This window comes from Tenacibaculum todarodis (assembly GCF_001889045.1).
GTDB lineage: Bacteria > Bacteroidota > Bacteroidia > Flavobacteriales > Flavobacteriaceae > Polaribacter > Polaribacter todarodis.
Genome location: NZ_CP018155.1, coordinates 1,345,811 through 1,368,816 on the forward strand (window position 1 = coordinate 1,345,811; position 23,006 = coordinate 1,368,816).

Annotated in this window: 18 protein-coding genes and 1 tRNA gene; 8 read left to right on the top strand and 11 right to left on the bottom strand. The window is 32.6% G+C overall.

Features of this window, described 5'->3' with window-relative positions:
- Positions 1 to 382: 382 nt before the first annotated feature.
- From LPB136_RS06105 to LPB136_RS06140, 8 genes are all read left to right on the top strand, one after another.
- Positions 383 to 3,571 carry a VPS10 domain-containing protein gene (locus LPB136_RS06105; protein ID WP_072555274.1) on the top strand — a complete coding sequence of 1,063 codons (3,189 nt, stop codon included), beginning with the start codon at positions 383 to 385 and terminating at the stop codon, positions 3,569 to 3,571.
- Between the two features lie 79 nt (positions 3,572 to 3,650).
- Complete coding sequence (locus tag LPB136_RS06110; protein ID WP_072555275.1) at positions 3,651 to 4,316, top strand: DUF2490 domain-containing protein; 666 nt, start codon at positions 3,651 to 3,653, stop codon at positions 4,314 to 4,316.
- Between the two features lie 32 nt (positions 4,317 to 4,348).
- Positions 4,349 to 5,656: a DUF819 family protein gene (locus tag LPB136_RS06115; RefSeq protein WP_072555276.1), complete on the top strand. Its 1,308-nt coding sequence runs from the start codon at positions 4,349 to 4,351 to the stop codon at positions 5,654 to 5,656.
- A 39-nt stretch (positions 5,657 to 5,695) separates the two neighbouring features.
- The gene (locus LPB136_RS06120; RefSeq protein WP_072555277.1) at positions 5,696 to 6,400 is read left to right on the top strand and encodes a DUF4369 domain-containing protein; all 705 of its coding nucleotides are present in this window, start codon (positions 5,696 to 5,698) and stop codon (positions 6,398 to 6,400) included.
- A gap of 150 nt (positions 6,401 to 6,550) precedes the next feature.
- Entirely contained in the window at positions 6,551 to 7,081 is a 531-nt protein-coding gene (locus LPB136_RS06125; protein WP_072555278.1) for a phage tail protein, read from the top strand.
- Positions 7,082 to 7,088: 7 nt separating this feature from the next.
- Positions 7,089 to 8,225: an ABC transporter substrate-binding protein gene (locus tag LPB136_RS06130; protein ID WP_072555279.1), complete on the top strand. Its 1,137-nt coding sequence runs from the start codon at positions 7,089 to 7,091 to the stop codon at positions 8,223 to 8,225.
- 24 nt (positions 8,226 to 8,249) lie between these two features.
- On the top strand, positions 8,250 to 9,182 hold the full coding sequence (locus LPB136_RS06135) for a T9SS type A sorting domain-containing protein (protein ID WP_072555280.1): 933 nt from the start codon (positions 8,250 to 8,252) through the stop codon (positions 9,180 to 9,182).
- Between the two features lie 2 nt (positions 9,183 to 9,184).
- Entirely contained in the window at positions 9,185 to 9,751 is a 567-nt protein-coding gene (locus LPB136_RS06140; protein WP_072555281.1) for a hypothetical protein, read from the top strand.
- Positions 9,752 to 9,823: 72 nt separating this feature from the next.
- Here LPB136_RS06140 and LPB136_RS06145 read toward each other — a convergent pair whose 3' ends face one another.
- The 11 genes from LPB136_RS06145 to tuf form a co-directional block, all read right to left on the bottom strand.
- Positions 9,824 to 10,135, bottom strand: a complete 312-nt coding sequence (locus LPB136_RS06145; protein WP_072555282.1) for a DUF3467 domain-containing protein — start codon at positions 10,133 to 10,135, stop codon at positions 9,824 to 9,826.
- 150 nt (positions 10,136 to 10,285) lie between these two features.
- Positions 10,286 to 14,560: a DNA-directed RNA polymerase subunit beta' gene (gene rpoC, locus LPB136_RS06150; RefSeq protein WP_072555283.1), complete on the bottom strand. Its 4,275-nt coding sequence runs from the start codon at positions 14,558 to 14,560 to the stop codon at positions 10,286 to 10,288.
- Between the two features lie 99 nt (positions 14,561 to 14,659).
- Positions 14,660 to 18,469, bottom strand: a complete 3,810-nt coding sequence (gene rpoB, locus LPB136_RS06155) for a DNA-directed RNA polymerase subunit beta (protein ID WP_072555284.1) — start codon at positions 18,467 to 18,469, stop codon at positions 14,660 to 14,662.
- A gap of 237 nt (positions 18,470 to 18,706) precedes the next feature.
- Positions 18,707 to 19,081: a 50S ribosomal protein L7/L12 gene (rplL, locus tag LPB136_RS06160; RefSeq protein ID WP_072555285.1), complete on the bottom strand. Its 375-nt coding sequence runs from the start codon at positions 19,079 to 19,081 to the stop codon at positions 18,707 to 18,709.
- Between the two features lie 52 nt (positions 19,082 to 19,133).
- Positions 19,134 to 19,652, bottom strand: coding sequence for a 50S ribosomal protein L10 (gene rplJ / locus LPB136_RS06165; protein ID WP_072555286.1), 519 nt, complete (start codon positions 19,650 to 19,652; stop codon positions 19,134 to 19,136).
- Positions 19,653 to 19,673: 21 nt separating this feature from the next.
- Complete coding sequence (gene rplA / locus LPB136_RS06170) at positions 19,674 to 20,366, bottom strand: 50S ribosomal protein L1 (protein WP_072555287.1); 693 nt, start codon at positions 20,364 to 20,366, stop codon at positions 19,674 to 19,676.
- A 21-nt stretch (positions 20,367 to 20,387) separates the two neighbouring features.
- Positions 20,388 to 20,825, bottom strand: a complete 438-nt coding sequence (rplK, locus tag LPB136_RS06175; RefSeq protein ID WP_072555288.1) for a 50S ribosomal protein L11 — start codon at positions 20,823 to 20,825, stop codon at positions 20,388 to 20,390.
- Positions 20,826 to 20,896: 71 nt separating this feature from the next.
- Positions 20,897 to 21,448 carry a transcription termination/antitermination protein NusG gene (gene nusG, locus LPB136_RS06180; RefSeq protein WP_072555289.1) on the bottom strand — a complete coding sequence of 184 codons (552 nt, stop codon included), beginning with the start codon at positions 21,446 to 21,448 and terminating at the stop codon, positions 20,897 to 20,899.
- A 2-nt stretch (positions 21,449 to 21,450) separates the two neighbouring features.
- Positions 21,451 to 21,648, bottom strand: coding sequence for a preprotein translocase subunit SecE (secE, locus tag LPB136_RS06185; RefSeq protein ID WP_072555290.1), 198 nt, complete (start codon positions 21,646 to 21,648; stop codon positions 21,451 to 21,453).
- A gap of 17 nt (positions 21,649 to 21,665) precedes the next feature.
- Positions 21,666 to 21,737 (bottom strand) — tRNA-Trp (locus tag LPB136_RS06190).
- Positions 21,738 to 21,812: 75 nt separating this feature from the next.
- On the bottom strand, positions 21,813 to 23,000 hold the full coding sequence (gene tuf / locus LPB136_RS06195) for an elongation factor Tu (protein WP_072555291.1): 1,188 nt from the start codon (positions 22,998 to 23,000) through the stop codon (positions 21,813 to 21,815).
- Positions 23,001 to 23,006 lie beyond the last annotated feature (6 nt).

The window sequence follows — 23,006 nt, forward strand, 5'->3', positions numbered from 1 at the left end:
CTCGCTTTTTTATCGTGCCTCAAAAAAGAGCTCAAACAAACCGTTCAATCGCTAACGCAGGCGTATTTACAAGCAAAACTTCTACTTCAATAAAGTTTTATTCAATATTCATCGATATAGAACTTGCAAGCGAGCGTCAAATATTTGAAGAATCCATGAAAATAAATGCTGTTTGAGCGTAGCGAGTTCATTTATTTTAAGGTTCAAAAATTAATTTGACCGCAGAAAGTTCAAATCTAAATTTTTGTTTCTTTTCATCAATGGGAAAGAAAATATTAGAAAAAAAATAAATCTGTTTTTCTGTTAAAAAAACGTTCAATTAATATTGAGCATTTTCAATTTTGTATATTGTTCCTCTTTAAAAACAACAAACCAACTATATATGAAAAAATTACTCACAATTCTATTTTTAAGTAGCGCTTCGCTACTATTTTCGCAAGAGTTTTCAATGGATTTAGTAAAAAACATGAAGCCAAGAAACATTGGTCCTGGCGGAATGTCGGGTCGTGTTACTTCAATTGATGTTGTAGAAACAAACCCAGAAATAATGTACGTTGGTACAGCTTCTGGAGGAATTTGGAAATCTACTTCTGGCGGTATAAAATGGGAACCAATTTTCGAAAAAGAATTAACAGCTTCAATTGGTGCAGTTGCAATTCAGCAATCTAATCCAAGTGTAATTTGGGCAGGAACTGGAGAAGGAAATCCAAGAAATAGTTTAAATGGCGGTTTCGGAATATACAAATCATTAGATGCAGGAAAAACTTGGAAATCTATGGGATTAGAAAAAACACGTCATATTCATCGTGTAATCATTCATCCTACAAATCCTGACATTGTATATGTTGGAGCAATTGGTTCTCCTTGGGGAGAACACCAAGAAAGAGGTGTTTATAAAACTACCAATGGCGGAAAAACGTGGAAACAAATTTTATTCAACAATATAAAAACAGGCGCTGCGGATTTAATTATGGATCCATCAAATCCTAATAAATTAATAGTTGCCATGTGGGAACACAAACGTGATCCTTGGTTTTTTAATTCTGGAGGAAAAGGAAGTGGTCTTTACATTACACATGATGGCGGAGATAACTGGAAAAAAGTTACGGAAAAAGAAGGTTTCCCAAAAGGAGAACTAGGAAGGATTGGTGTTGCAATTGCACCTAATAATCCTGATGTAATTTATGCTTTAGTGGAAGCAAAAAAGAATGCGTTGTACAAAAGTGAAGATGGCGGATTCAAATGGAAGAAAATAAACGATAAACCTGGTATTGGAAATCGCCCTTTTTATTATTCAGAAATTTATGTAGATCCAACAAATGAAAATAGATTATATACTGTTTTCACGTATGTAAATGTTTCTCAAGATGGCGGAAAATCGTTCAAACAATTAATGCCTGCTTATGGTGTAGATAATGGAATTCATCCAGATCATCATGCTTGGTGGATTCATCCAACAAACGGAAAATTTATGATTGATGGAAATGATGGCGGTTTAAACATTACCAAAGATGGTGGTAAAACATGGCGTTTTATTGGCAATATTCCTGTTGCGCAATTTTACCATATAAATGTTGATAATGAGTTTCCATATAATGTCTACGGAGGAATGCAAGACAATGGTTCTTGGCGTGGTCCAGCGTATGTTTGGAAAGCACAAGGAATTAGAAATTCTTATTGGCAAGAAATTAGTTTTGGTGATGGTTTTGATGTAGTTCCAGACAAAGATAATTCTCGTTACGGATGGACAATGAGCCAACAAGGTTCTGTTTCTCGTTACGATTGGCAAACGGGTAATAATTACGGTGTAAAACCAACGCATAAAGATGCGAATGTAAAATTACGTTTCAATTGGAATTCAGCCATAAATATTGATCCTTTTGATAATTCAACGCTCTACTTCGGAAGTCAGTTTGTACATAAATCTACTGATAAAGGATTAACGTGGAACGTTATTTCACCAGATTTATCTACCAATAATCCAGAGAAATTAAAACAAGCAGAAAGTGGTGGTTTAACAATGGATGCAACGGGTGCAGAAAATCATTGTACAATTTTAGTTATTGAACCAACTCCTTTAGAAAAGGATGTACTTTGGGCAGCAACAGATGACGGGCAAGTTCACATTACAAAAAATGGTGGTGCAACTTGGACAAACGTTGCTAAGAATTTAAGAGGTTTACCAGAAAACTCTTGGATTACACAAATAAAAGCATCCAACAAAAATAAAGGTGAAGCGCTTTTAGTTGCCAATGATTACAGACGTTTTAATTACGAACCGTATGCGTATAGAACCAAAAATTACGGACAAACTTGGGAACGTATTGTTGATAACAATTATGTAGAAGGTTTTACGCAATGTATTATTGAAGATCCAGAAAATGCTAACTTATTATTCTTAGGAACGGATGACGGATTGTATATTTCCATAAATGCAGGAAAAAAATGGACAAAATGGACAAACGGATTCCCAACAGTTCCTGTAAAAGATTTAGTAATTCATCCTCGTGAACACGATTTAGTAATTGGAACGTTTGGTAGAGCTGCATGGATTTTAGATGATATTAGGCCTTTACGAGAAATAGCAAAGAATAATGTTACGAATCAAAAACTAATATTATTTGCACCTCCAACTGCGTATCAAGCCGCTTCACAACAACCTACAGGAAGTAGATTTGGAGCAGATGCAATGTATCAAGGAGAAAACAGAAAGCGCGGAGCACAAATTTCTTATTACATTAATAAACCTAAAAAGAGTTTAGAGAAAAGACAAAAGACAAAAGACAAAAAAGAGGATTCAAAAAATGTTATCAAATTCGATTCTATAAAACTTGAAATCTTTGATGGTGCAAGACAAATTAGAACCCTAAAGTTTAAAACTCCAAAAGAAAATGGTCTTCATAAAACAACCTGGTATTTAAGAGAAAAAGGAGTTGCAAGAGCTTCAAGGAGAATTAGAAAACAAACCAGAGAACCTGGTGGAGTTACTGTAAAACCAGGTACTTATCGTTTAAAAATGACGTTTGGTGATGTTGTTTCTGAACAAAACATTAAAGTTGAGTTCGATCCAAGATTACAAATTTCTGAAGCGGCTATTAATCAAAAATATGATGCGAGTAAAGAATTGGAAACCTATCAAGAAAAAATTGCAAACGTTGTAAAACAATTGGTAGAAAGTAAAAACACTGCAACTTCTTTAAAATCAGAGTTTACAAAAGAAGACAAAGAGAAGTATAAAGCTGAGATAAAATCTTCAAAAAATATTATTAAAAAAATTGATAGTTTAATAGCGATGTATTTGGGCACAGTTGATAAACGCCAAGGGATTACTCGTAATCCAGAAGTTACAATTAACAATCGTTTTGGGCAAGCAAGCAGATATATTCGTTCTCGTTTTGGAGAACAAACTAATACAGAAACAGTGCTATTAAATCAATTTAAAGAGTCTTTTAAAGAAGGAATTGAAAAAACAAATACGTTCTTTACTGAGGATTGGTCTAAATATAAATTAGATGTTGAAAAAATTGACATTTCTCCTTTCAAAAAAGTACAAGAATTTTCTAAAAATTAATTATTTTTGAACCCAATTAAAATTAAAAATCTCCTGCATTTTTGTGGGAGATTTTAAATATAACAAATAGTCTATAGCAATGAAAAAAGTACTTTTTACCTTAATTATTTTATTTTCTTTAAACAACTTTGCACAAAACACTCCTGAAAAAGAATTAGGTGTTTGGTACATGTATAATGGCTCTCATCAAATTTCAAATAAATTTAGTTTAAAAACGATGGCGCATTTTCGTTTTTTTGAAATTGGAGATGATATGCAACAATTTATTGGGCGTTTAGGAGCTAATTATAAAATAAACAATAACATGAGCGCCACTTTAGGGTATTCATATTTAAACACAGACGGTACTTTTGGATTTGATGGAGGAAACATAAATGAACACAGAATCTATGAAGATTTCAACCTAAAACACAAAATTAACGCATTAGGTTTTGCACATCGTTTAAGAGCAGAACAACGTTTTTTCAATTCTGAAACTGGTCATTTTTTACGTTATCAAATTGCTTTAAATTACCCTTTAGATAACAAATGGTCTACTTATTTATATAATGAAACATTTTTAGATTTCAATGGTGAAGCTTTCAATCAGAATTGGTTAGGAGCAGGTTTAAAATACAAACTTTCTAAAGTAGTTAAACTACAAGCTGGTTATCAAAGAATAAGCGTTAATAATGGAGGCGATTTTAATAGAATTCAATTAGGCATTGCTATTAGTACAGATCACAGAAAAAAGGCTAAGATTTAATTTTATACTTTAGCAAAAACTAACATTCATACATGGAAGCACCTATTTTCACAAACGATGCAATCGTATTCGGAATTTTAATGATTTCACTCGGATTCGTATTTTATACAGAAAGTAAAACTGACGGATTTTGGCCTAAGTTTTACAAAATAGTTCCAGGCTTATTCATGGCGTACTTTATTCCTGCAATTTTTACAACCTTAGGTTTTATTTCCCCAGAATGGGAAACAACAAATGTTGCGGGAAAAATTGTAAAAGGAAAATCTCAGTTATACTATGTTGCAAGTAGGTTTTTATTACCTGCAGCCTTAGTTTTAATGACATTAAGTATCGATTTAAAAGCAATTTTTAACTTAGGAAATAAAGCCTTAATTATGTTTTTTACAGGAACTGTGGGAATTATAATTGGTGGTCCTTTAGCAATCTTATTAATTTCTATCTTCTCTCCAGAAACCGTTGGAGGAGCAGATTTTGATGCCGTTTGGCGTGGACTTTCTACACTAGCAGGAAGTTGGATTGGCGGTGGTGCAAACCAAACAGCCATGTTAGAAATTTATCAATACAACCCTCAAAAATACGGAGGAATGGTATTTGTTGATATTGTTGTTGCCAATGTTTGGATGGCAATTTTATTAATAGGAATTGGTAAAAAAGACAAGATAAACAAATGGCTAAAAGCTGATACTTCTGCTATAGAAGAATTAAAAGAAAAGGTATCAAAATTCACTTTAGGTGTTAAAAGAAACCCAACATTAACTGACTTTATGATTATGTTAGCAATAGCCTTTGGAACTGTAGGTTTTGGGCATTTTGCGTCTTCTTTTTTAAGTGATTTCTTTAGCGGTTTAGTAGCAAAAATTCAATCGGAAACATGGAGAAATATTTTCACTTTTTTAGGTTCAGGTTTCTTTTGGTTGATTAGTATTTCAACTATTATAGCAATCATATTATCGTTTACAAAAGCGAAGAATTACGAAGGTGCTGGAGCAAGTAAATTAGGTAGTATTTTTATTTACATTTTGGTAGCAACTATTGGTATGAAAATGGATTTAACCTTGATTTTTGACAATGTTGGTTTAATAGCAATTGGTGTAGTTTGGATGTCTATCCATGCTGGATTACTAATTTTAGTAGCAAAATTGATAAAAGCACCGTATTTCTTTTTGGCTGTTGGTAGTCAAGCAAACGTTGGTGGTGCAGCCTCTGCACCTATTGTTGCACAAGCATTTCATCCATCATTAGCAACTGTTGGTGTTTTATTAGCTGTGTTTGGATATGCAATTGGTACAGTTGGCGCAATTTTGTGTACAATTTTGATGGAAATAGCTTCAAAAGTATAATCTAAATCCGCATATTTGCAATCGAAAATTAAATATCAGATGAAAAAAATAGTAGCATTAGTAACTTTAGCAGTTTTAGTTTTTTCTTGTGCTGACAAGAAACAAGGAAATATGCTTGTTCAAGGTAAAATTAAAGGGTTAAAAAAAGGGACACTATATCTTCAAAAAATGAATGATACAGTATTAGTTTCTATCGATTCTGTAAAATTATTAGGAGATGACACATTTTTATTATCTGATAATGTCAAAGACCCTGTAATGTATTATTTAACCTTTGATGGAAATACGACTGAGAAACGCATTATGTTTTTTGGTGAAGAAGGAACAATAACAATAAATGATAAAATTGAAGAGTTTGGTTATGCTCCAGAAGTTACAGGTTCTAAAAACCAAGATGTTATAAAGGAGTTTAAAAAAATTGATTCTCGTTTTAAAAACCAACGTTTAGATTTTATAAAACAAGATTTTGAAGCAAGAGCTGCAAAAGATGATAACAAAATAAAGCAATTAGAGGAAGACTATAAAAGAATGATGCGTAAACGCTTTTTATTTACTACACAATTTGCTAAAAATAATGGAGATAGTGAAGCTGCGCCATATATTGCATTAACAGAGTTATTTGACGCTAATATTAAATTATTAGATACTATAAACAATTCTCTTACAGCTAAAGTTAAAGCTTCTGATTATGGTAAACGTTTACAAAAGTTTATTGATGAAGTAAAAGTTAAAGAAATTAAGTAAAACTCATTAAAAAGAACAAAAAAATCCTATAGAATTAACTTTCTATAGGATTTTTTTTAGGTGAAACACCTCATAATTAAGGTTGATTTTCCTCGAAAATATATCAGTATTAATTTATATATTAGTAGTCTAACTAAAACTACAAATATTATGGAACCATTTTTAGGTCAGATCCAAGCTTTTGGATTTAATTTCGCCCCGAGAGGTTGGGCTTTATGTAACGGACAACTATTACCAATATCAAGTAATTCAGCACTTTTTTCATTATTAGGAACCTCATTTGGTGGAGACGGTAGAACTTCTTTTGGTTTACCGGACTTAAGAGGTAGAAGTATTGTACATGTAGGCAATGGCCCTGGATTATCTAACATTAGTTGGGGAGAAAGAGGTGGAGCTGAACAAGTATATTTAAATACTACCAATATGCCGTCTCACAACCATACAGCTGTAATAAATGCTACCAATGGAGATGGTGATGAATCTATACCAAATGGAGGGTTTTTAGCAAATTCTGGAAACATCGATTTTTATGCAGAAGGAAACCAAACTGGTGTTGCTCTTAATAATGGTTCAATTACTGTTGGTAATACTGGTGGTAATTTACCATTTCAAAACAGGAACCCTTTTCTAGGTATTTATGTAAGTATAGCAATGCAAGGTATTTTTCCTTCGAGAAACTAAGATAGATATGAGCATAAAAGTTGGTATTCTTATTCCTAGATCTGACATGTTTCCAACTTTAGGAAAAGATTTTATTAATGGTCTTTCATTAGCTTTTAATAAAGAAGATGCTGTTAATATTACATATATTATTGAAGGAGTAGGCAATGCAACTGATGAAAGTGTTTTAAGAATTGCTGAAAAGTTTATTTTACAAGAACAAGTAGATATTACTCTTGGGTTTTGTGGATCTAATCTTTTAGAAAGAATTATTAAATTATATGACTCTTATAAAGAACCTTTTATTCATTTAGATTTAGGTGGAATTCTTTTAGAAACATACCAAACAAGTCCTTATGTTGTTCATCATACATTAAATCTTTGGCAATCATCATTTATTGCAGGCAAATATGCTGCTAATAATATCGGAAAAAAAGGAGCTTTTTCCACTTCATACTATGACGGTGGTTATCATTTATTAGATGCTTTTATTAGAGGTTACACATCTGAAGGAGGAGAAATAGTACACAATTATGTTAGTAATGTAGATTATGATTCAGAGACATTTGAAACTAATTTAATAACTATTCAAGAATTAAAGCCTAATGTCGTTTTTGCTTTATTTAGTTATAAAGAAGCAGATAAATTTTTTAATGCTGTTCAAAATTCGCCAATAGATAATTCAATTCCTATAATTAGTATTCCATTAATGGTAGATGAATATTATATGAAGAATGAATACAACCTTAGCAATGTATATTCTATAGCTTCTTGGTCTTTTAATGACGATTCTTCTAAGATGACTTTATTTAAAGAGCAATACTTAAATAAATATAATCAACAACCAAATATTTTTAGCCTTTTAGGCAATGAAGCCTACGAAATTATTAAAGTATTTGATTTAAATTATAATGATAAGAAAATTGCAACAATACTTAAAAAAAATATAGTAACAACTTGCAGAGGAAAAATAACATACAATACAGCTAATGAATCAGAAATAAAACAATATATTCTTAGGCAATTTAAATACGCTGCTTCAGAATCAGAATACCAAAACAGGATTTTATCTAGAATTAACAAACCAGCTTCTTTTGGAATTACAAAAGAAAGAGCTAGCAGTTTAACAAACTCTGGATGGAAAAACCCTTATATTTGTACTTAAAAATAACTACTAAACTAAACAAACATGAAAAAAAATTACACAAACAAAATTCTTATTATTTTATTATTTATAACCTCTTTAGGTTATAGTCAAACTCTTTTATATACAGAAGACTTTGAAACCTCAGGAGAAGGTACAAGATATAATGGTACTTTTTTGGATGGTACGGATGTTATGAATCAAACCAATGCAAATCCTGCTCCTTCTTATATTACCAATCTTGTCGGAATAAACGGAACGGGGTATATATACAGTGAAGATGTAGATGGTGCTAATGGTATTAACCTTAATCACCCAACAGGAACACTTACCTTAAACTCACAAAACATTAGTGGTAAAGGTGGTATAGAAGTTTCTATTTTATTAGCTGAAGCAAGAGCTGATGGTAGATTTGAAGGTAATGAAAAAGTTGAAATACAAGCAGATATTGATGGAGGAGGTTTTACTACTGTTGGAAGATTTACAGCTAATGGTGCTCCGGTAAACCCTACAATTGGTGGATTTTTAATGGCACAAGACACCAATTTAGATGGAGTAGCAAATGGCTCTACTTTAAATTCAACTTTAACTGAATATACTTTTGATGTAGATGGTATTGGAACTAATTTAACAGTAAGAGTGGTTATTACAACTGATGGAGGTTCTGAAGAAATTGCTTTTGATTATATTAGAATATGGCACAACATTGTATTAAGCACAGAAGATGTTGAGTTATCAAATAATTTAAATGTATATCCTAACCCATCTAATGGAGATATTACTGTTTTAAATAACTCAAATAAAACGTTAAAAAACATATCTGTTTTTGATTTAAACGGTAGATTAATACATAAACAAACACCATCAAATTCTACAACGCAAAAAATTATTTTAAACGGTAAAGTATCATCAGGTATCTATATATTAAAATTAAATTCAGAAGATGCTTCAGTTGTAAAAAGAATTTTAATAAAATAAATATGAATAGACTTAATTTTCTTAAAAATATTTCTTTAGGTGCTGCATCAGTATTATTTTTTCCTTACAGTACCTATTCTAACAATGAAAATTTTAGTTTTGGCTTTCAACAATTAGAAGGAATGGATTTAATTTCTTCTTTAGGTGAAAAATATTCATTAGAAAAATTAGAATCTAATGGTGGTATTATTGAAAAATTAAATACTTTAAATTTTTCAATAAATAATAGTAATTTTATACGATTTAACAAAAGCTGTTTCATAAAACCAATAAAAAAATCTTTATTATTTTCTAGTGAAACTAATCTTCTTATTGTTATAAAGAATAATGGTAGATTAAAACATTATGTTTTAAATGAAGAATTCAGCAAACAATACAGCGATTTTATTCTTAACTATACACATCTAATTAAAGATAAAAATATTGATAAAAACAGTGTTTTAAATTTTGTACCTACGGAAGTAATCGAAAATTCTAAAGATCAATTTTCATTTAAAACAACCAATAATTCAATTGTAAAAATAAAAAAAACAAAAGGCAGGTTGAATACGTATATTTATTCTAGTTAGCTTTAATACTATTTAAGAACAAAACAATTGAAAATAAAAAAACCGAAACTAAATAGTTTCGGTTTTTTTATTTTAAGCCTGTCCTGTTGGTCCAAAATTCATTGGAATTGGAGGTTGCTCATAATCTTTAATTTCACCATTTTGTTGTTCAAACTTACGTACATTTTCTGCTAAAGCTTTAGCCAAACGCTTTGCATGTTGCGGTGTTAATATTATTCTAGATTTTACTTTAGCCTTAGGAACTCCTGGCATAATATTAATAAAATCTACTATAAACTCAGACACAGAGTGATTTATAATTGCTAAGTTACTATAAGTTCCTTCTGCAATTTCTTGTGGCAATTCTATATTTAATTGATTGTCTTGTTTTTTGTCTTCAGCCATAATTCTATTGTTTAATCGTGTATTCGTTTATCTGTGTAATTGTTGTAAATATAACCTGTTTATCAAAAATAAAAAAAGTTGAATTGAATTGTGTAACAAGTTACCCAAAACAATTCAACTTTTAAACAATTAAACGTTTACACGTTTATTTTATAAACTTTGTTCAATCTCGTCTTTAGGACCTACAATTAATTTATCGTAAGAACGCATACCTGTACCTGCTGGAATTCTCTTACCAACAATTACATTTTCTTTAAGACCTTCTAATGTATCTATTTTACCGTTTACAGCGGCTTCATTTAATACTTTAGTTGTCTCTTGGAAAGATGCCGCAGAGATAAACGATTTAGTTTGTAACGATGCTCTTGTAATACCTTGCAACACTTGTTCTGCTGTTGCTGGTTGTGCATCTCTTGCTACTACTAAACTCTTATCATTTCTACGTAAAATTGAATTTTCATCACGTAATTTACGTGCAGAAACTAATTGACCTTCTTTTAAGTTTTCTGATTCTCCTGCATCTTCAACAACTTTCATTCCGTAGATTGCATCGTTATCTTTGATAAAATCAATCTTATGAACCAATTGGTTTTCTAAGAATAATGTATCTCCAGAATCTATAATCTTAACTTTACGCATCATTTGACGTACTACTACCTCAAAGTGCTTGTCATTAATTTTTACACCTTGTAAACGATATACTTCTTGAATTTCGTTTACTAAATATTCTTGAACTGCTCCAGGTCCTTTGATCTTTAAAATATCAGAAGGAGTTGTTGCACCGTCAGAAAGTGGCATACCTGCTTTAATAAAATCGTTTTCTTGAACTAAGATTTGGTTAGATAGTTTTACTAAATACTTTCTAACGTCTTCCGTTTTAGATTCAACAATAATCTCACGATTACCACGCTTAATTTTACCAAATGATACTACACCATCTATTTCTGCAACTACTGCTGGATTAGAAGGATTACGTGCTTCAAATAATTCTGTTACACGAGGTAAACCTCCAGTAATATCTCCTGCTTTACCAGATTTTCTTGGTATTTTAACAAGTGTATGACCTGCAGGAACTTTATCTCCATCACTTACCATTAAGTGTGCACCTACTGGTAAACTGTAAGAACGTAAAGCATTACCGTCTTTATCTTCAATAATTAAAGAAGCAATAATTTTTTTGTTCTTAGAGTCTGTAATAATTTTTTCTTGGAAACCTGTTTGTTCATCAATTTCAACAGAGTAGTTCATACCTTGTTCTAAATTGTCAAACTTAACTTTACCTCCAAATTCAGAAACAATTACACCGTTAAATGGATCCCATTGACAAACTGCATCACCTTTTTTGATTGATTTTCTATCTTTATCAAAAATGTAAGAACCATAAGGAATAATATTAGTACTTAATGTTATACCTGTTTTCTTGTCTTTAATTTTAATTTCTGCAGTTCTAGAAATAACAATTTCTACTTCATTACCTTCACTGTCTTTACCCATTACAGTTCTAAGATCTTCTATAGATACTGCTCCGTCATATTTAGCAATCAATTTATTTTCTTCAGAAATGTTACCAGCAACACCACCAACGTGGAACGTTCTTAATGTTAACTGTGTACCAGGTTCACCAATAGATTGTGCAGCAATTACACCAACAGCTTCACCAATTTGAACTGGATTACCTGTTGACAATGATTGTCCGTAACATTTACCACATATTCCGCGAGTAGCTTCACATGTTAAGGCAGAACGTACTTCTACTCTATCAATCCCTAATTTTTGAATTTTAATTGCTAAAGCATTTGTGATTAACTCACTTGCTGCTACAACTATTTCATCTGTACCTGGTGTAAAAACATCGTGTAATGCAACTCTACCTGTAATTCTATCACTTAAAGATTCAACGATTTCATCGTTTTTCTTTAATGGAGTAACTTCTAAACCACGTAATGTTCCACAATCATCAATATTAACAATAACGTCTTGAGAAACATCTACTAAACGACGTGTTAAATAACCTGCATCGGCTGTTTTTAATGCGGTATCGGCTAATCCTTTACGCGCACCGTGAGTTGAGATAAAGTATTCAAGAATTGATAATCCTTCCTTAAAGTTAGAAAGAATTGGATTCTCAATAATTTCTCCACCACCTGCAGTAGATTTTTTAGGTTTTGCCATTAATCCACGCATACCTGTTAACTGACGAATCTGTTCTTTAGATCCACGAGCTCCAGAATCAAGCATCATATATACTGAGTTGAAACCTTGTTGGTCTTCACGTAAATTTTTCATTGATAATTCAGTTAATCTGTTGTTGGTAGAACCCCAAACATCAATTACCTGATTATAACGCTCTTTTTGCGTTAACATACCCATGTTATAGTTTCCTACAATTGCATCTACCTCTGTACGAGCTTCATCAATCATAGATTGCTTTTCATCAGGAATAATAATATCACCTAATGAGAATGATAAACCACCTTGAAAGGCAAATTTATATCCCATATTCTTAATTTGGTCTAAGAATTCTCCAGTTGTAGGAATATCGGTAGCTCTTAAAATACCATCAATAATACCACGTAAGTTTTTCTTAGTTAATACCTCATTAATATATCCTGCTTTTTCTGGTACTTTTTCGTTAAATAATACACGTCCAACAGTAGTTTCAATAATTCTTGTAACTATTTCTCCGTTTTCATCTATATCTTTTGTTCTAACTTTTATACCTGCATTTAAGTCAACTTTTTCCTCATTAAAAGCAATATTTACTTCTTCTGGAGAGTAAAAGGTTAATCCTTCACCTTTAATAGGTACTTCTTTTGTAGACTTTCTAAGCTTAGTCATATAATATAAACCAAGTACCATATCCTGAGAAGGTACCGTAATTGGAGCACCGTTTGCAGGGTTTAAGATATTATGAGAACCCAACATTAATAGTTGTGCTTCTAAAATAGCTTCTGGTCCTAATGGTAAGTGAACCGCCATTTGATCTCCATCAAAATCGGCATTAAATGCAGAACACGCTAATGGGTGTAACTGTATTGCTTTACCTTCAATTAATTTTGGTTGGAATGCTTGTATACCAAGTCTGTGTAATGTAGGCGCACGGTTTAATAAAACTGGGTGTCCTTTAATTACATTTTCTAAAATATCCCAAACAACTGGTTCTTTTCTGTCTATAATTTTCTTTGCAGATTTTACAGTTTTTACAATTCCTCTTTCAATTAGTTTTCTAATTACAAAAGGCTTGTAAAGTTCTGCTGCCATATCTTTTGGGATACCACATTCTGAAAGTTTTAATTCTGGTCCAACAACAATTACAGAACGAGCTGAATAATCTACACGTTTACCAAGTAAGTTTTGACGGAAACGTCCTTGCTTACCTTTTAATGAATCTGATAAAGATTTTAATGGTCTGTTAGATTCTGTTTTTACTGCTGATGATTTACGTGTGTTGTCAAATAATGAATCTACAGATTCTTGTAACATACGTTTTTCATTACGTAAAATAACTTCTGGAGCTTTAATCTCCATTAATCTTTTTAAACGATTGTTACGTATAATTACTCTACGATATAAATCATTTAAATCTGAAGTTGCAAAACGACCTCCATCTAATGGAACTAATGGACGTAATTCTGGTGGTGTTACCGGAACTACTTTCATAATCATCCATTCTGGACGATTGTCTCTATTTTTCTGAGAATCTTTAAATGCTTCAACAACATTTAAACGTTTTAATGCTTCAGTTTTACGTTGTTTAGAAGTTTCTGTGTTTGCTTTATGACGTAATTCGTACGATAATGATTCTAAATCAATACGTGCTAATAAATCAATTAAACATTCAGCTCCCATTTTAGCGATAAACTTATTTGGGTCAGAATCATCTAAATATTGGTTTTCTTGTGGTAACTCGTCAGCAATATCTAAATATTCTTCTTCAGTTAAGAAATCCATTTTTTGTAATGGTTCTCCTTCTACGTTTTTAGCAATACCTGGTTGTATAACCACATAACGCTCGTAGTAGATTATCATATCTAATTTCTTAGATGGTAATCCTAAAAGGTAACCCATTTTGTTTGGTAACGAACGGAAATACCAGATATGAGCAACAGGAACTACTAAATTAATGTGTCCTACTCTATCTCTACGTACTTTCTTTTCAGTTACTTCTACACCACAACGATCACAAACAATTCCTTTATAACGGATTCTTTTGTATTTACCACAAGCACATTCATAGTCTTTTACAGGACCAAAAATACGCTCACAGAATAAACCATCTCTTTCCGGTTTATGTGTACGATAGTTGATAGTTTCTGGTTTTAAAACTTCTCCTTTAGAAATCTCTAAGATTGCTTCTGGAGACGATAAACCAATTGAAATTTTATTAAACTTTTTTACAGTGTACTTTTCGTTTCTTCTTGCCATAATGGATGGTCAAATTTTAAATTGAACGTCTCTAACGAGACTAATATTGAAAAAATGATTTGCCGTTGGGTAAAATACCCAACGACGCTTCACTGTTTATTACTCTTCTAACTTAACGTCTAATCCAAGACCTTTAAGTTCGTGCATTAATACATTGAACGATTCTGGTAAACCTGGTTCTGGCATAGTTTCACCTTTAACAATACTTTCGTATGTTTTAGCTCTTCCCATTACATCATCAGATTTTACAGTTAAGATTTCTCTTAAGATACTTGATGCACCATAAGCCTCAAGTGCCCAAACTTCCATCTCTCCAAAACGCTGACCTCCAAATTGTGCTTTACCACCTAAAGGTTGTTGTGTAATTAATGAATATGGTCCAATAGAACGTGCGTGCATTTTATCTTCAATCATGTGTCCTAACTTAATCATATAAATGATACCAACTGTTGCTGGTTGATCGAAACGTTTTCCTGTTCCACCATCATATAAATAAGTATGTCCAAATCTTGGCACACCTGCTTCATCAGTAATTCCATTGATTTGATCTAAAGATGCTCCATCAAAAATTGGTGTTGCATATTTAGTTCCTAATTTTTGACCTGCCCAACCAAGAACAGTTTCATAAATCTGACCAATGTTCATACGAGAAGGTACACCTAATGGATTTAATACAATATCAACTGGAGTTCCGTCTTCTAAGAAAGGCATATCTTCAGCTCTAACAATACGAGCAACAATACCTTTATTTCCGTGACGTCCTGCCATTTTATCACCTACTTTTAATTTACGTTTTTTAGCAACATAAATTTTAGCTAGTTTTAAAATACCTGCTGGTAACTCATCTCCTACAGAAATTGTAAATTTCTTTCTACGTAAAACACCTTGTAAATCGTTTACTTTAATTTTATAGTTATGAACTAGTTCTACAACTAAACTATTTAACGTTTTATCTGTTGTCCATGTACCTGTTAAGTGTGCATAATCTTCAACAGAATTTAACATTTTTAAAGTAAATTTCTTTCCTTTTGGAAGTACTTCCTCACCTAAATCGTTAAAAATTCCTTGAGATGTTTTACCATTAACAAGAGAAAATAACTTATCAATTAAACGGTTTTGTAAATCTTCAAACTTAGATACAAATGAAGATTCTAAAGCTAAAATAGCTTCTTTATCTCTTGCTCTTTTTTGTTTATCTTTTACTGCACGTCTAAATAATTTTTTATCAATTACTACACCTCTTAATGATGGAGAAGCTTTTAAAGATGCATCTTTTACATCTCCTGCTTTATCACCAAAAATTGCGCGTAATAATTTTTCTTCTGGAGTTGGATCAGATTCACCTTTTGGAGTAATTTTCCCGATAAGGATATCTCCTGGCTTCACTTCTGCTCCAATTCTAATCATTCCATTTTCATCTAAATCTTTTGTAGCTTCTTCAGAAACGTTAGGAATATCATTAGTTAACTCTTCAGTTCCTAATTTTGTATCTCTTACGTCTAAAGAATACTCATCAATGTGAATAGATGTAAATATATCTTCACGAACTACTTTTTCAGAAATTACAATTGCATCCTCAAAGTTATACCCTTTCCAAGGCATAAAGGCTACTTTCATATTTCTTCCTAAAGCTAATTCTCCTTTTTGTGTTGCATAACCCTCACAAAGAACTTGTCCTTCAGTAACTCTATCACCTTTTTGTACAATTGGCTTTAAGTTAATGTTGGTTCCTTGGTTTGTTTTTCTAAACTTAATTAAGTTATAAGAAACTTCATCAGTATCAAAACTAACCATACGTTCATCATCAGATCTATCATACTTAATAGTAATGATATTTGCGTCTACATACTCAACAACACCAGCTCCTTCTGCATTGATTAAGATACGAGAATCTTTTGCAACTCTACGTTCTAAACCTGTTCCTACAATTGGAGATTCTGGTCTTAATAATGGTACTGCTTGACGCATCATGTTAGATCCCATTAATGCTCTATTGGCATCATCATGCTCTAAGAATGGAATTAAAGATGCTGATATAGATGCGATCTGGTTTGGTGCAACATCCATATAGTTAATTGCTTCCGGAGTTTCTACTGGGAAATCTCCTTCTTCACGTGCAATAACTCTTTCTGCTGTAAACTTACCATCTTTATCTAAGTCTAAATTAGATTGGGCAATTTTCATACCTTCTTCTTCTTCAGCTGATAAATATATTGGATCTTGATCTAAAACTTTACCTTCTTCTACTTTCTTATATGGTGTTTCAATAAATCCTAAATTGTTCACCTTAGCAAATACTGCTAATGAAGAAATTAAACCAATATTTGGTCCCTCTGGTGTTTCAATTGGACATAATCTTCCATAGTGTGTATAGTGAACATCACGTACCTCAAATCCTGCTCTTTCTCTTGATAAACCTCCAGGCCCTAGTGCAGATAAACGACGCTTATGCGTAATTTCTGCTAAAGGATTGGTTTGATCCATAAATTGAGAAAGCTGATTTGTTCCAAAAAATGAGTTAATTACTGAAGATAATGTCTTCGCATTAATTAAATCAATTGGTGTAAACACCTCGTTGTCACGCACATTCATACGTTCACGAATTGTTCTAGCCATACGTGCTAAACCAACACCAAACTGTCCTGCTAACTGCTCACCAACTGTTCTTACACGACGGTTAGATAAGTGATCAATATCATCTACTTCAGCCTTAGAATTGATTAACTCAATTAAATACTTAATAATAGTAATGATATCGTTCTTAGTTAATACCTTTTGGTCTATAGGTTCGTTTAACTGTAACTTTGTATTCATTCTAAAACGCCCTACTTCTCCTAAGTTGTAACGTTGCTCTGAGAAGAATAATTTATCAATAATTCCTCTTGCAGTTTCCTCATCTGGCGGCTCAGCATTACGTAATTGTCTATAGATATGCTCAACAGCTTCTTTTTCAGAATTTGTTGGATCCTTTTGTAATGTATTATGAATTATAGCGTAATCTGCCATATCCGTATCTACTTTATGTAAAAGGATAGTTTTTGAACCAGATTCTATAATTTCATCAATATGTTCTTTATCTAAAATAGTATCACGATCAAAAACAATTTCGTTACGTTCAATAGATACAACTTCTCCTGTATCTTCATCTACGAAATCTTCATGCCAAGTTTTTAAAACTCTTGCAGCAAGTTTACGACCTAATACTTTCTTTAATCCAGCTTTAGAAACTTTTACTTCTTCTGCTAAATCAAAAATTTCTAAAATATCTTTATCTCTTTCAAAACCTATGGCTCTGAATAATGTTGTTACCGGTAACTTCTTTTTTCTATCAATATAAGCATACATTACTTGATTGATATCTGTGGCGAATTCTATCCAAGATCCTTTAAAAGGAATTACCCTTGCAGAATATAGTTTAGTTCCATTTGCATGGAAAGATTGCCCAAAGAATACACCAGGTGAACGGTGTAGTTGCGATACTACAACTCTTTCTGCACCATTGATTACGAAAGTACCAGAGTTAGTCATATAAGGAATTGTTCCTAAATATACGTCTTGTACTATGGTTTCAAAATCTTCGTGTTCAGGGTCGGTACAGTATAATTTTAAACGTGCCTTTAAAGGTACGCTATGTGTTAAACCACGTTCTATACATTCTTGAATGCTATATCTTGGTGGATCTACAAAGTAATCTAAGAATTCTAAAACGAATTGATTACGGGTATCTGTAATTGGAAAGTTATCCATGAAGGTTTTATATAAACCTTCTTCACCTCTTTCATCAGCTTTTGTTTGTAGTTGGAAGAAATCTTGAAAAGATTTTACTTGAATATCCAAAAAATTTGGATAATCAGTTCCTAGCTTTGAAGATGCGAAATTGATTCTTTCAGTTGTATTTATCGTTGCCAAAAGAGAAACTATTTTTAAATTAAAAATAAATTTTTCGAAGTCATTAAGACCTCACTTGCAATTTTTAATTGCCTCAACCGATTGTTAATCAGCTTATTATAGACGTCAAATCACAATTAAAAAATTGTGATAAAAATAAGACGAATATATACACAAAATGGTTTAGGACTAAAGAGTTAACCCTTTAGTACCTAAACCTTTATTGTTGTTTCCCGTGTAAAACTCGGGATAAAAAGATTACTTAAGCTCTACTTCAGCTCCAGCTTCTTCTAAAGATTTTTTAAGACCTTCAGCCTCATCTTTAGATACTCCTTCTTTTACTGCTGCTGGTGCGCTATCTACGATACCTTTAGCTTCTTTAAGACCTAAACCAGTTAATTCTTTAACTAATTTTACAACTGCTAATTTAGAACCACCTGCTGCTGTTAATATAACGTCAAATTCAGTTTGCTCATCAGCTGCGTCTCCGCCTCCTGCTGCTGGTCCTGCTACAGCTACTGCTGCTGCTGCTGGCTCAATACCGTACTCTTCTTTTAAAATATCAGCTAATTCGTTAACGTCTTTTACTGATAAGTTAACTAACTGTTCTGCGAAATCTTTTAAATCTGCCATTTTAATTGTTTTTAAAAATTCTTTTATTATTATAGTTTATTTGTGCGCGTAATTATTTTTCTGATAATGTCTTTAAGATACCAGATAATTTATTACCTCCTGATTGTAACGCTGAAATAACGTTCTTAGCAGGCGATTGTAATAATGAGATAATATCTCCAATAAGTTCTTCTTTAGACTTAATGTTTACAAGAGTTTCTAATTGGTCATCTCCAATATAAATAGACTCTTCTGCAAACGCTCCTTTTAATAAAGGGCGGTCTTTAGATTTTTTTCTGAACTCTTTGATTAATTTTGCTGGTGCGTTAGACGCCTCAGAAATCATCATTGAAGTATTTCCTTTCAATACCGTTGGTAAATCTCCGAAATCTTTATCAGAAGCTTCCATTGCTTTTGCAAGCAAAGTGTTCTTTACAACAGCCAATTGTACGTTAGCTTTAAAACAAGCTCTACGTAAGTTAGATGTAGTTGCTGCATCTAACCCAGAAATATCTGCTAAATAGATTGTATTAGTATCTGCTAATCTTGCTGTTAAATCTTGTATTACTTGTGATTTTTCTTCTCTAGTCATGATATACTTATTTTAACTGCCTTATGAAACAGATTTTACATCTACAGCTACACTTGGACTCATAGTAGAAGACATAAATACGCTCTTAATATAAGTTCCTTTTGAAGCTGTTGGCTTTAATTTTATAATAGTTTGTAGTAATTCGTTTGCATTATCTGCAATCTTATCTGCTCCAAACGACGCTTTACCTATAGCTGCATGAATAATACCAGTTTTATCAACTTTAAAGTCAATTTTACCAGCTTTTACTTCTTTTACTGCCTTAGCAACGTCCATAGTTACAGTACCTGTTTTTGGGTTTGGCATAAGACCACGAGGTCCTAATACACGTCCTAAAGGACCTAATTTACCCATAACGCTAGGCATTGTAATAATAACGTCTACGTCTGTCCATCCTCCTTTAATTTTCTGAAGGTATTCATCTAATCCTACAAAGTCTGCTCCTGCTTCTTTAGCTTCAGCTTCTTTGTCTGGTGTTACTAATGCAAGCACTTTTACATCTTTACCAGTTCCATGAGGTAGTGTTACTACTCCACGAACCATTTGATTTGCTTTACGAGGATCTACTCCTAAACGTATTGCTAAATCTACAGATGCATCAAACTTTACAGTAGTAATTTCTTTGATTAAAGCAGAAGCTGCATTTAAATCGTAAGACTGATTAGCGTCTACTTTTGCGTAAGCTACTTTTTGCTTTTTTGTTAATCTTGCCATTTTACTAATTTTTAATAAAGTTTATGCTGGTGCATTACCTTTAACAGTTAATCCCATAGAGCGAGCAGTTCCTGCAATCATACGCATTGCTGAAGAAATTTCAAAGGCATTTAAATCTACCATTTTGTCTTCTGCAATAACTTTAATTTGATCCCAAGTTACGCTTGCTACTTTTTTCCTGTTTGGTTCTCCTGAACCCTTTTTAATTTTGGCCGCTTCTAATAACTGTACTGCTGCGGGTGGTGTTTTAACCACGAAGTCGAAAGACTTGTCCTTATAAACATTAATAGCAACTGGCAATACTTTACCTTGCTTATCTTGTGTTCTAGCATTAAACTGCTTACAGAACTCCATAATGTTTACTCCAGCAGCACCTAAAGCGGGTCCAACCGGCGGCGATGGATTCGCTGCGCCTCCCCTTACTTGTAATTTAACTACTTTGCTTAGCTCTTTTGCCATTTTTAAAAATTTAATGATGTGTTTTTGAGTGGAAGCTTAAAAACGCATCGTTATATATAATTGTGTAACACTTATATTTTTTCTACTTGCATATAACTTAATTCTAATGGAGTTTTTCTTCCGAAAATCTTAACCATTACTTCAAGTTTACGCTTTTCTTCGTTTACATTCTCAATAGTTCCATCAAAACCATTAAATGGTCCATCAACAACTTTTACAGTTTCTCCTACTGTAAATGGAATTGCAACGTTTTCATCTTGTACAGATAACTCATCTACTTTACCAAGCATTCTGTTAACTTCAGATTTACGCATTGGCACTGGTTCTCCTCCTTTTGTTTCACCTAAAAAACCAATAACTCCCGTTATTCCTTTTATTACGTGAGGAACTTCTCCAGATAGATTTGCTTCTACCATAATATATCCTGGAAAATAAACACGTTCTTTGTGTATTTTTTTCCCATCTCGGATTTGTATTACTTTTTCTTTAGGAACAAGAACTTGACTTACATAATCTGAAAGACCTAAACGAGAAATTTCGGTTTCAATATAAGCTTGTACCTTATTCTCTTGTCCACCAATGGCTCTTACAACATACCATTTCATTACTGAATCAGTTGCCATAATTAAATTGATTTAAACATTCCAAAAAAGTTATCTAACCCTGTTTGAAAAACAAAATCTATCGCGGCTACTGCTAATGCAAATAATATTGTAAATACAGCTACAGTTACCGTTGATTTTTGAGCTTCTTCTTTAGAAACCCAAGTCATGTGATTACTTAATTCTTCAAAAGAATCTTTGATATATTGTGTTATATTCATCTTATTTGCTCTATTTGCACGGGCGGAGAGATTCGAACTCCCGACAGCTGGTTTTGGAGACCAGTGCTCTACCGCTGAACTACGCCCGTTTCTTATTCATTTATAAAGGCGTCCCGAAAAAATCGAGACACCTTATAAAAAATTTATTTATCTATTTAGACTTTTTAGTCTAAGATTTCAGTTACCTGACCTGCACCTACTGTTCTACCACCTTCACGGATAGCGAAACGTAAACCTAAGTTTAATGCAATTGGTTGAATTAAATCAACAGTAATAGTTAAGTTATCACCTGGCATAACCATTTCAACACCATCAGGAAGCGCAATGTTTCCAGTAACGTCAGTTGTTCTTACGTAGAACTGAGGACGGTAGTTATTATGGAATGGTGTGTGACGACCACCTTCTTCTTTCTTAAGAACATAAACCTCAGCTTTAAACTTAGCGTGTGGAGTTACAGAACCTGGCTTACAGATTACCATTCCTCTTTTGATTTGTTCTTTATCAATACCTCTTAATAAGATACCTGCATTATCTCCAGCCTCACCTCTATCTAAGATCTGACGGAACATTTCAATACCAGTAATAGTAGAAGTTAACTTCTCAGTACCCATACCGATAATATCTACAGCATCTCCAGTGTTAGCAATACCAGTCTCAATACGACCAGTTGCCACTGTTCCACGTCCTGTAATTGAAAATACATCTTCAATTGGCATTAAGAAATCTTTATCTACCTCTCTTAAAGGCTCTTCGATCCAAGCATCAACTTGATTCATTAATTCTAAAACAGTATCAACCCATTTTTGTTCTCCGTTTAATGCTCCTAAAGCAGAACCAGAAACAACAGGTCCATTATCACCATCGTATTCATAGAAAGATAATAATTCTCTAACTTCCATGTCTACTAATTCTAATAATTCTTCATCATCAACCATATCAACTTTGTTTAAGAAAACAACGATACGAGGAATACCTACCTGACGACCTAATAAGATGTGCTCTCTAGTCTGTGGCATTGGTCCATCTGTAGCAGCAACTACTAAGATAGCTCCATCCATTTGCGCAGCACCAGTAACCATGTTCTTTACGTAATCCGCGTGACCTGGACAGTCTACGTGAGCGTAGTGACGATTAGCTGTTTGATACTCTACATGAGAAGTGTTAATTGTAATACCTCTTTCTTTTTCTTCCGGAGCATTATCAATCTGATCAAAAGATCTAGCTTCAGAGAATCCTGCATCAGCTAATACTTTAGTAATAGCCGCAGTTAAAGTTGTTTTACCGTGATCTACGTGTCCGATAGTACCAATGTTTAAGTGTGGTTTCGAACGGTCAAAAGTTCCTTTTGCCATAATTAT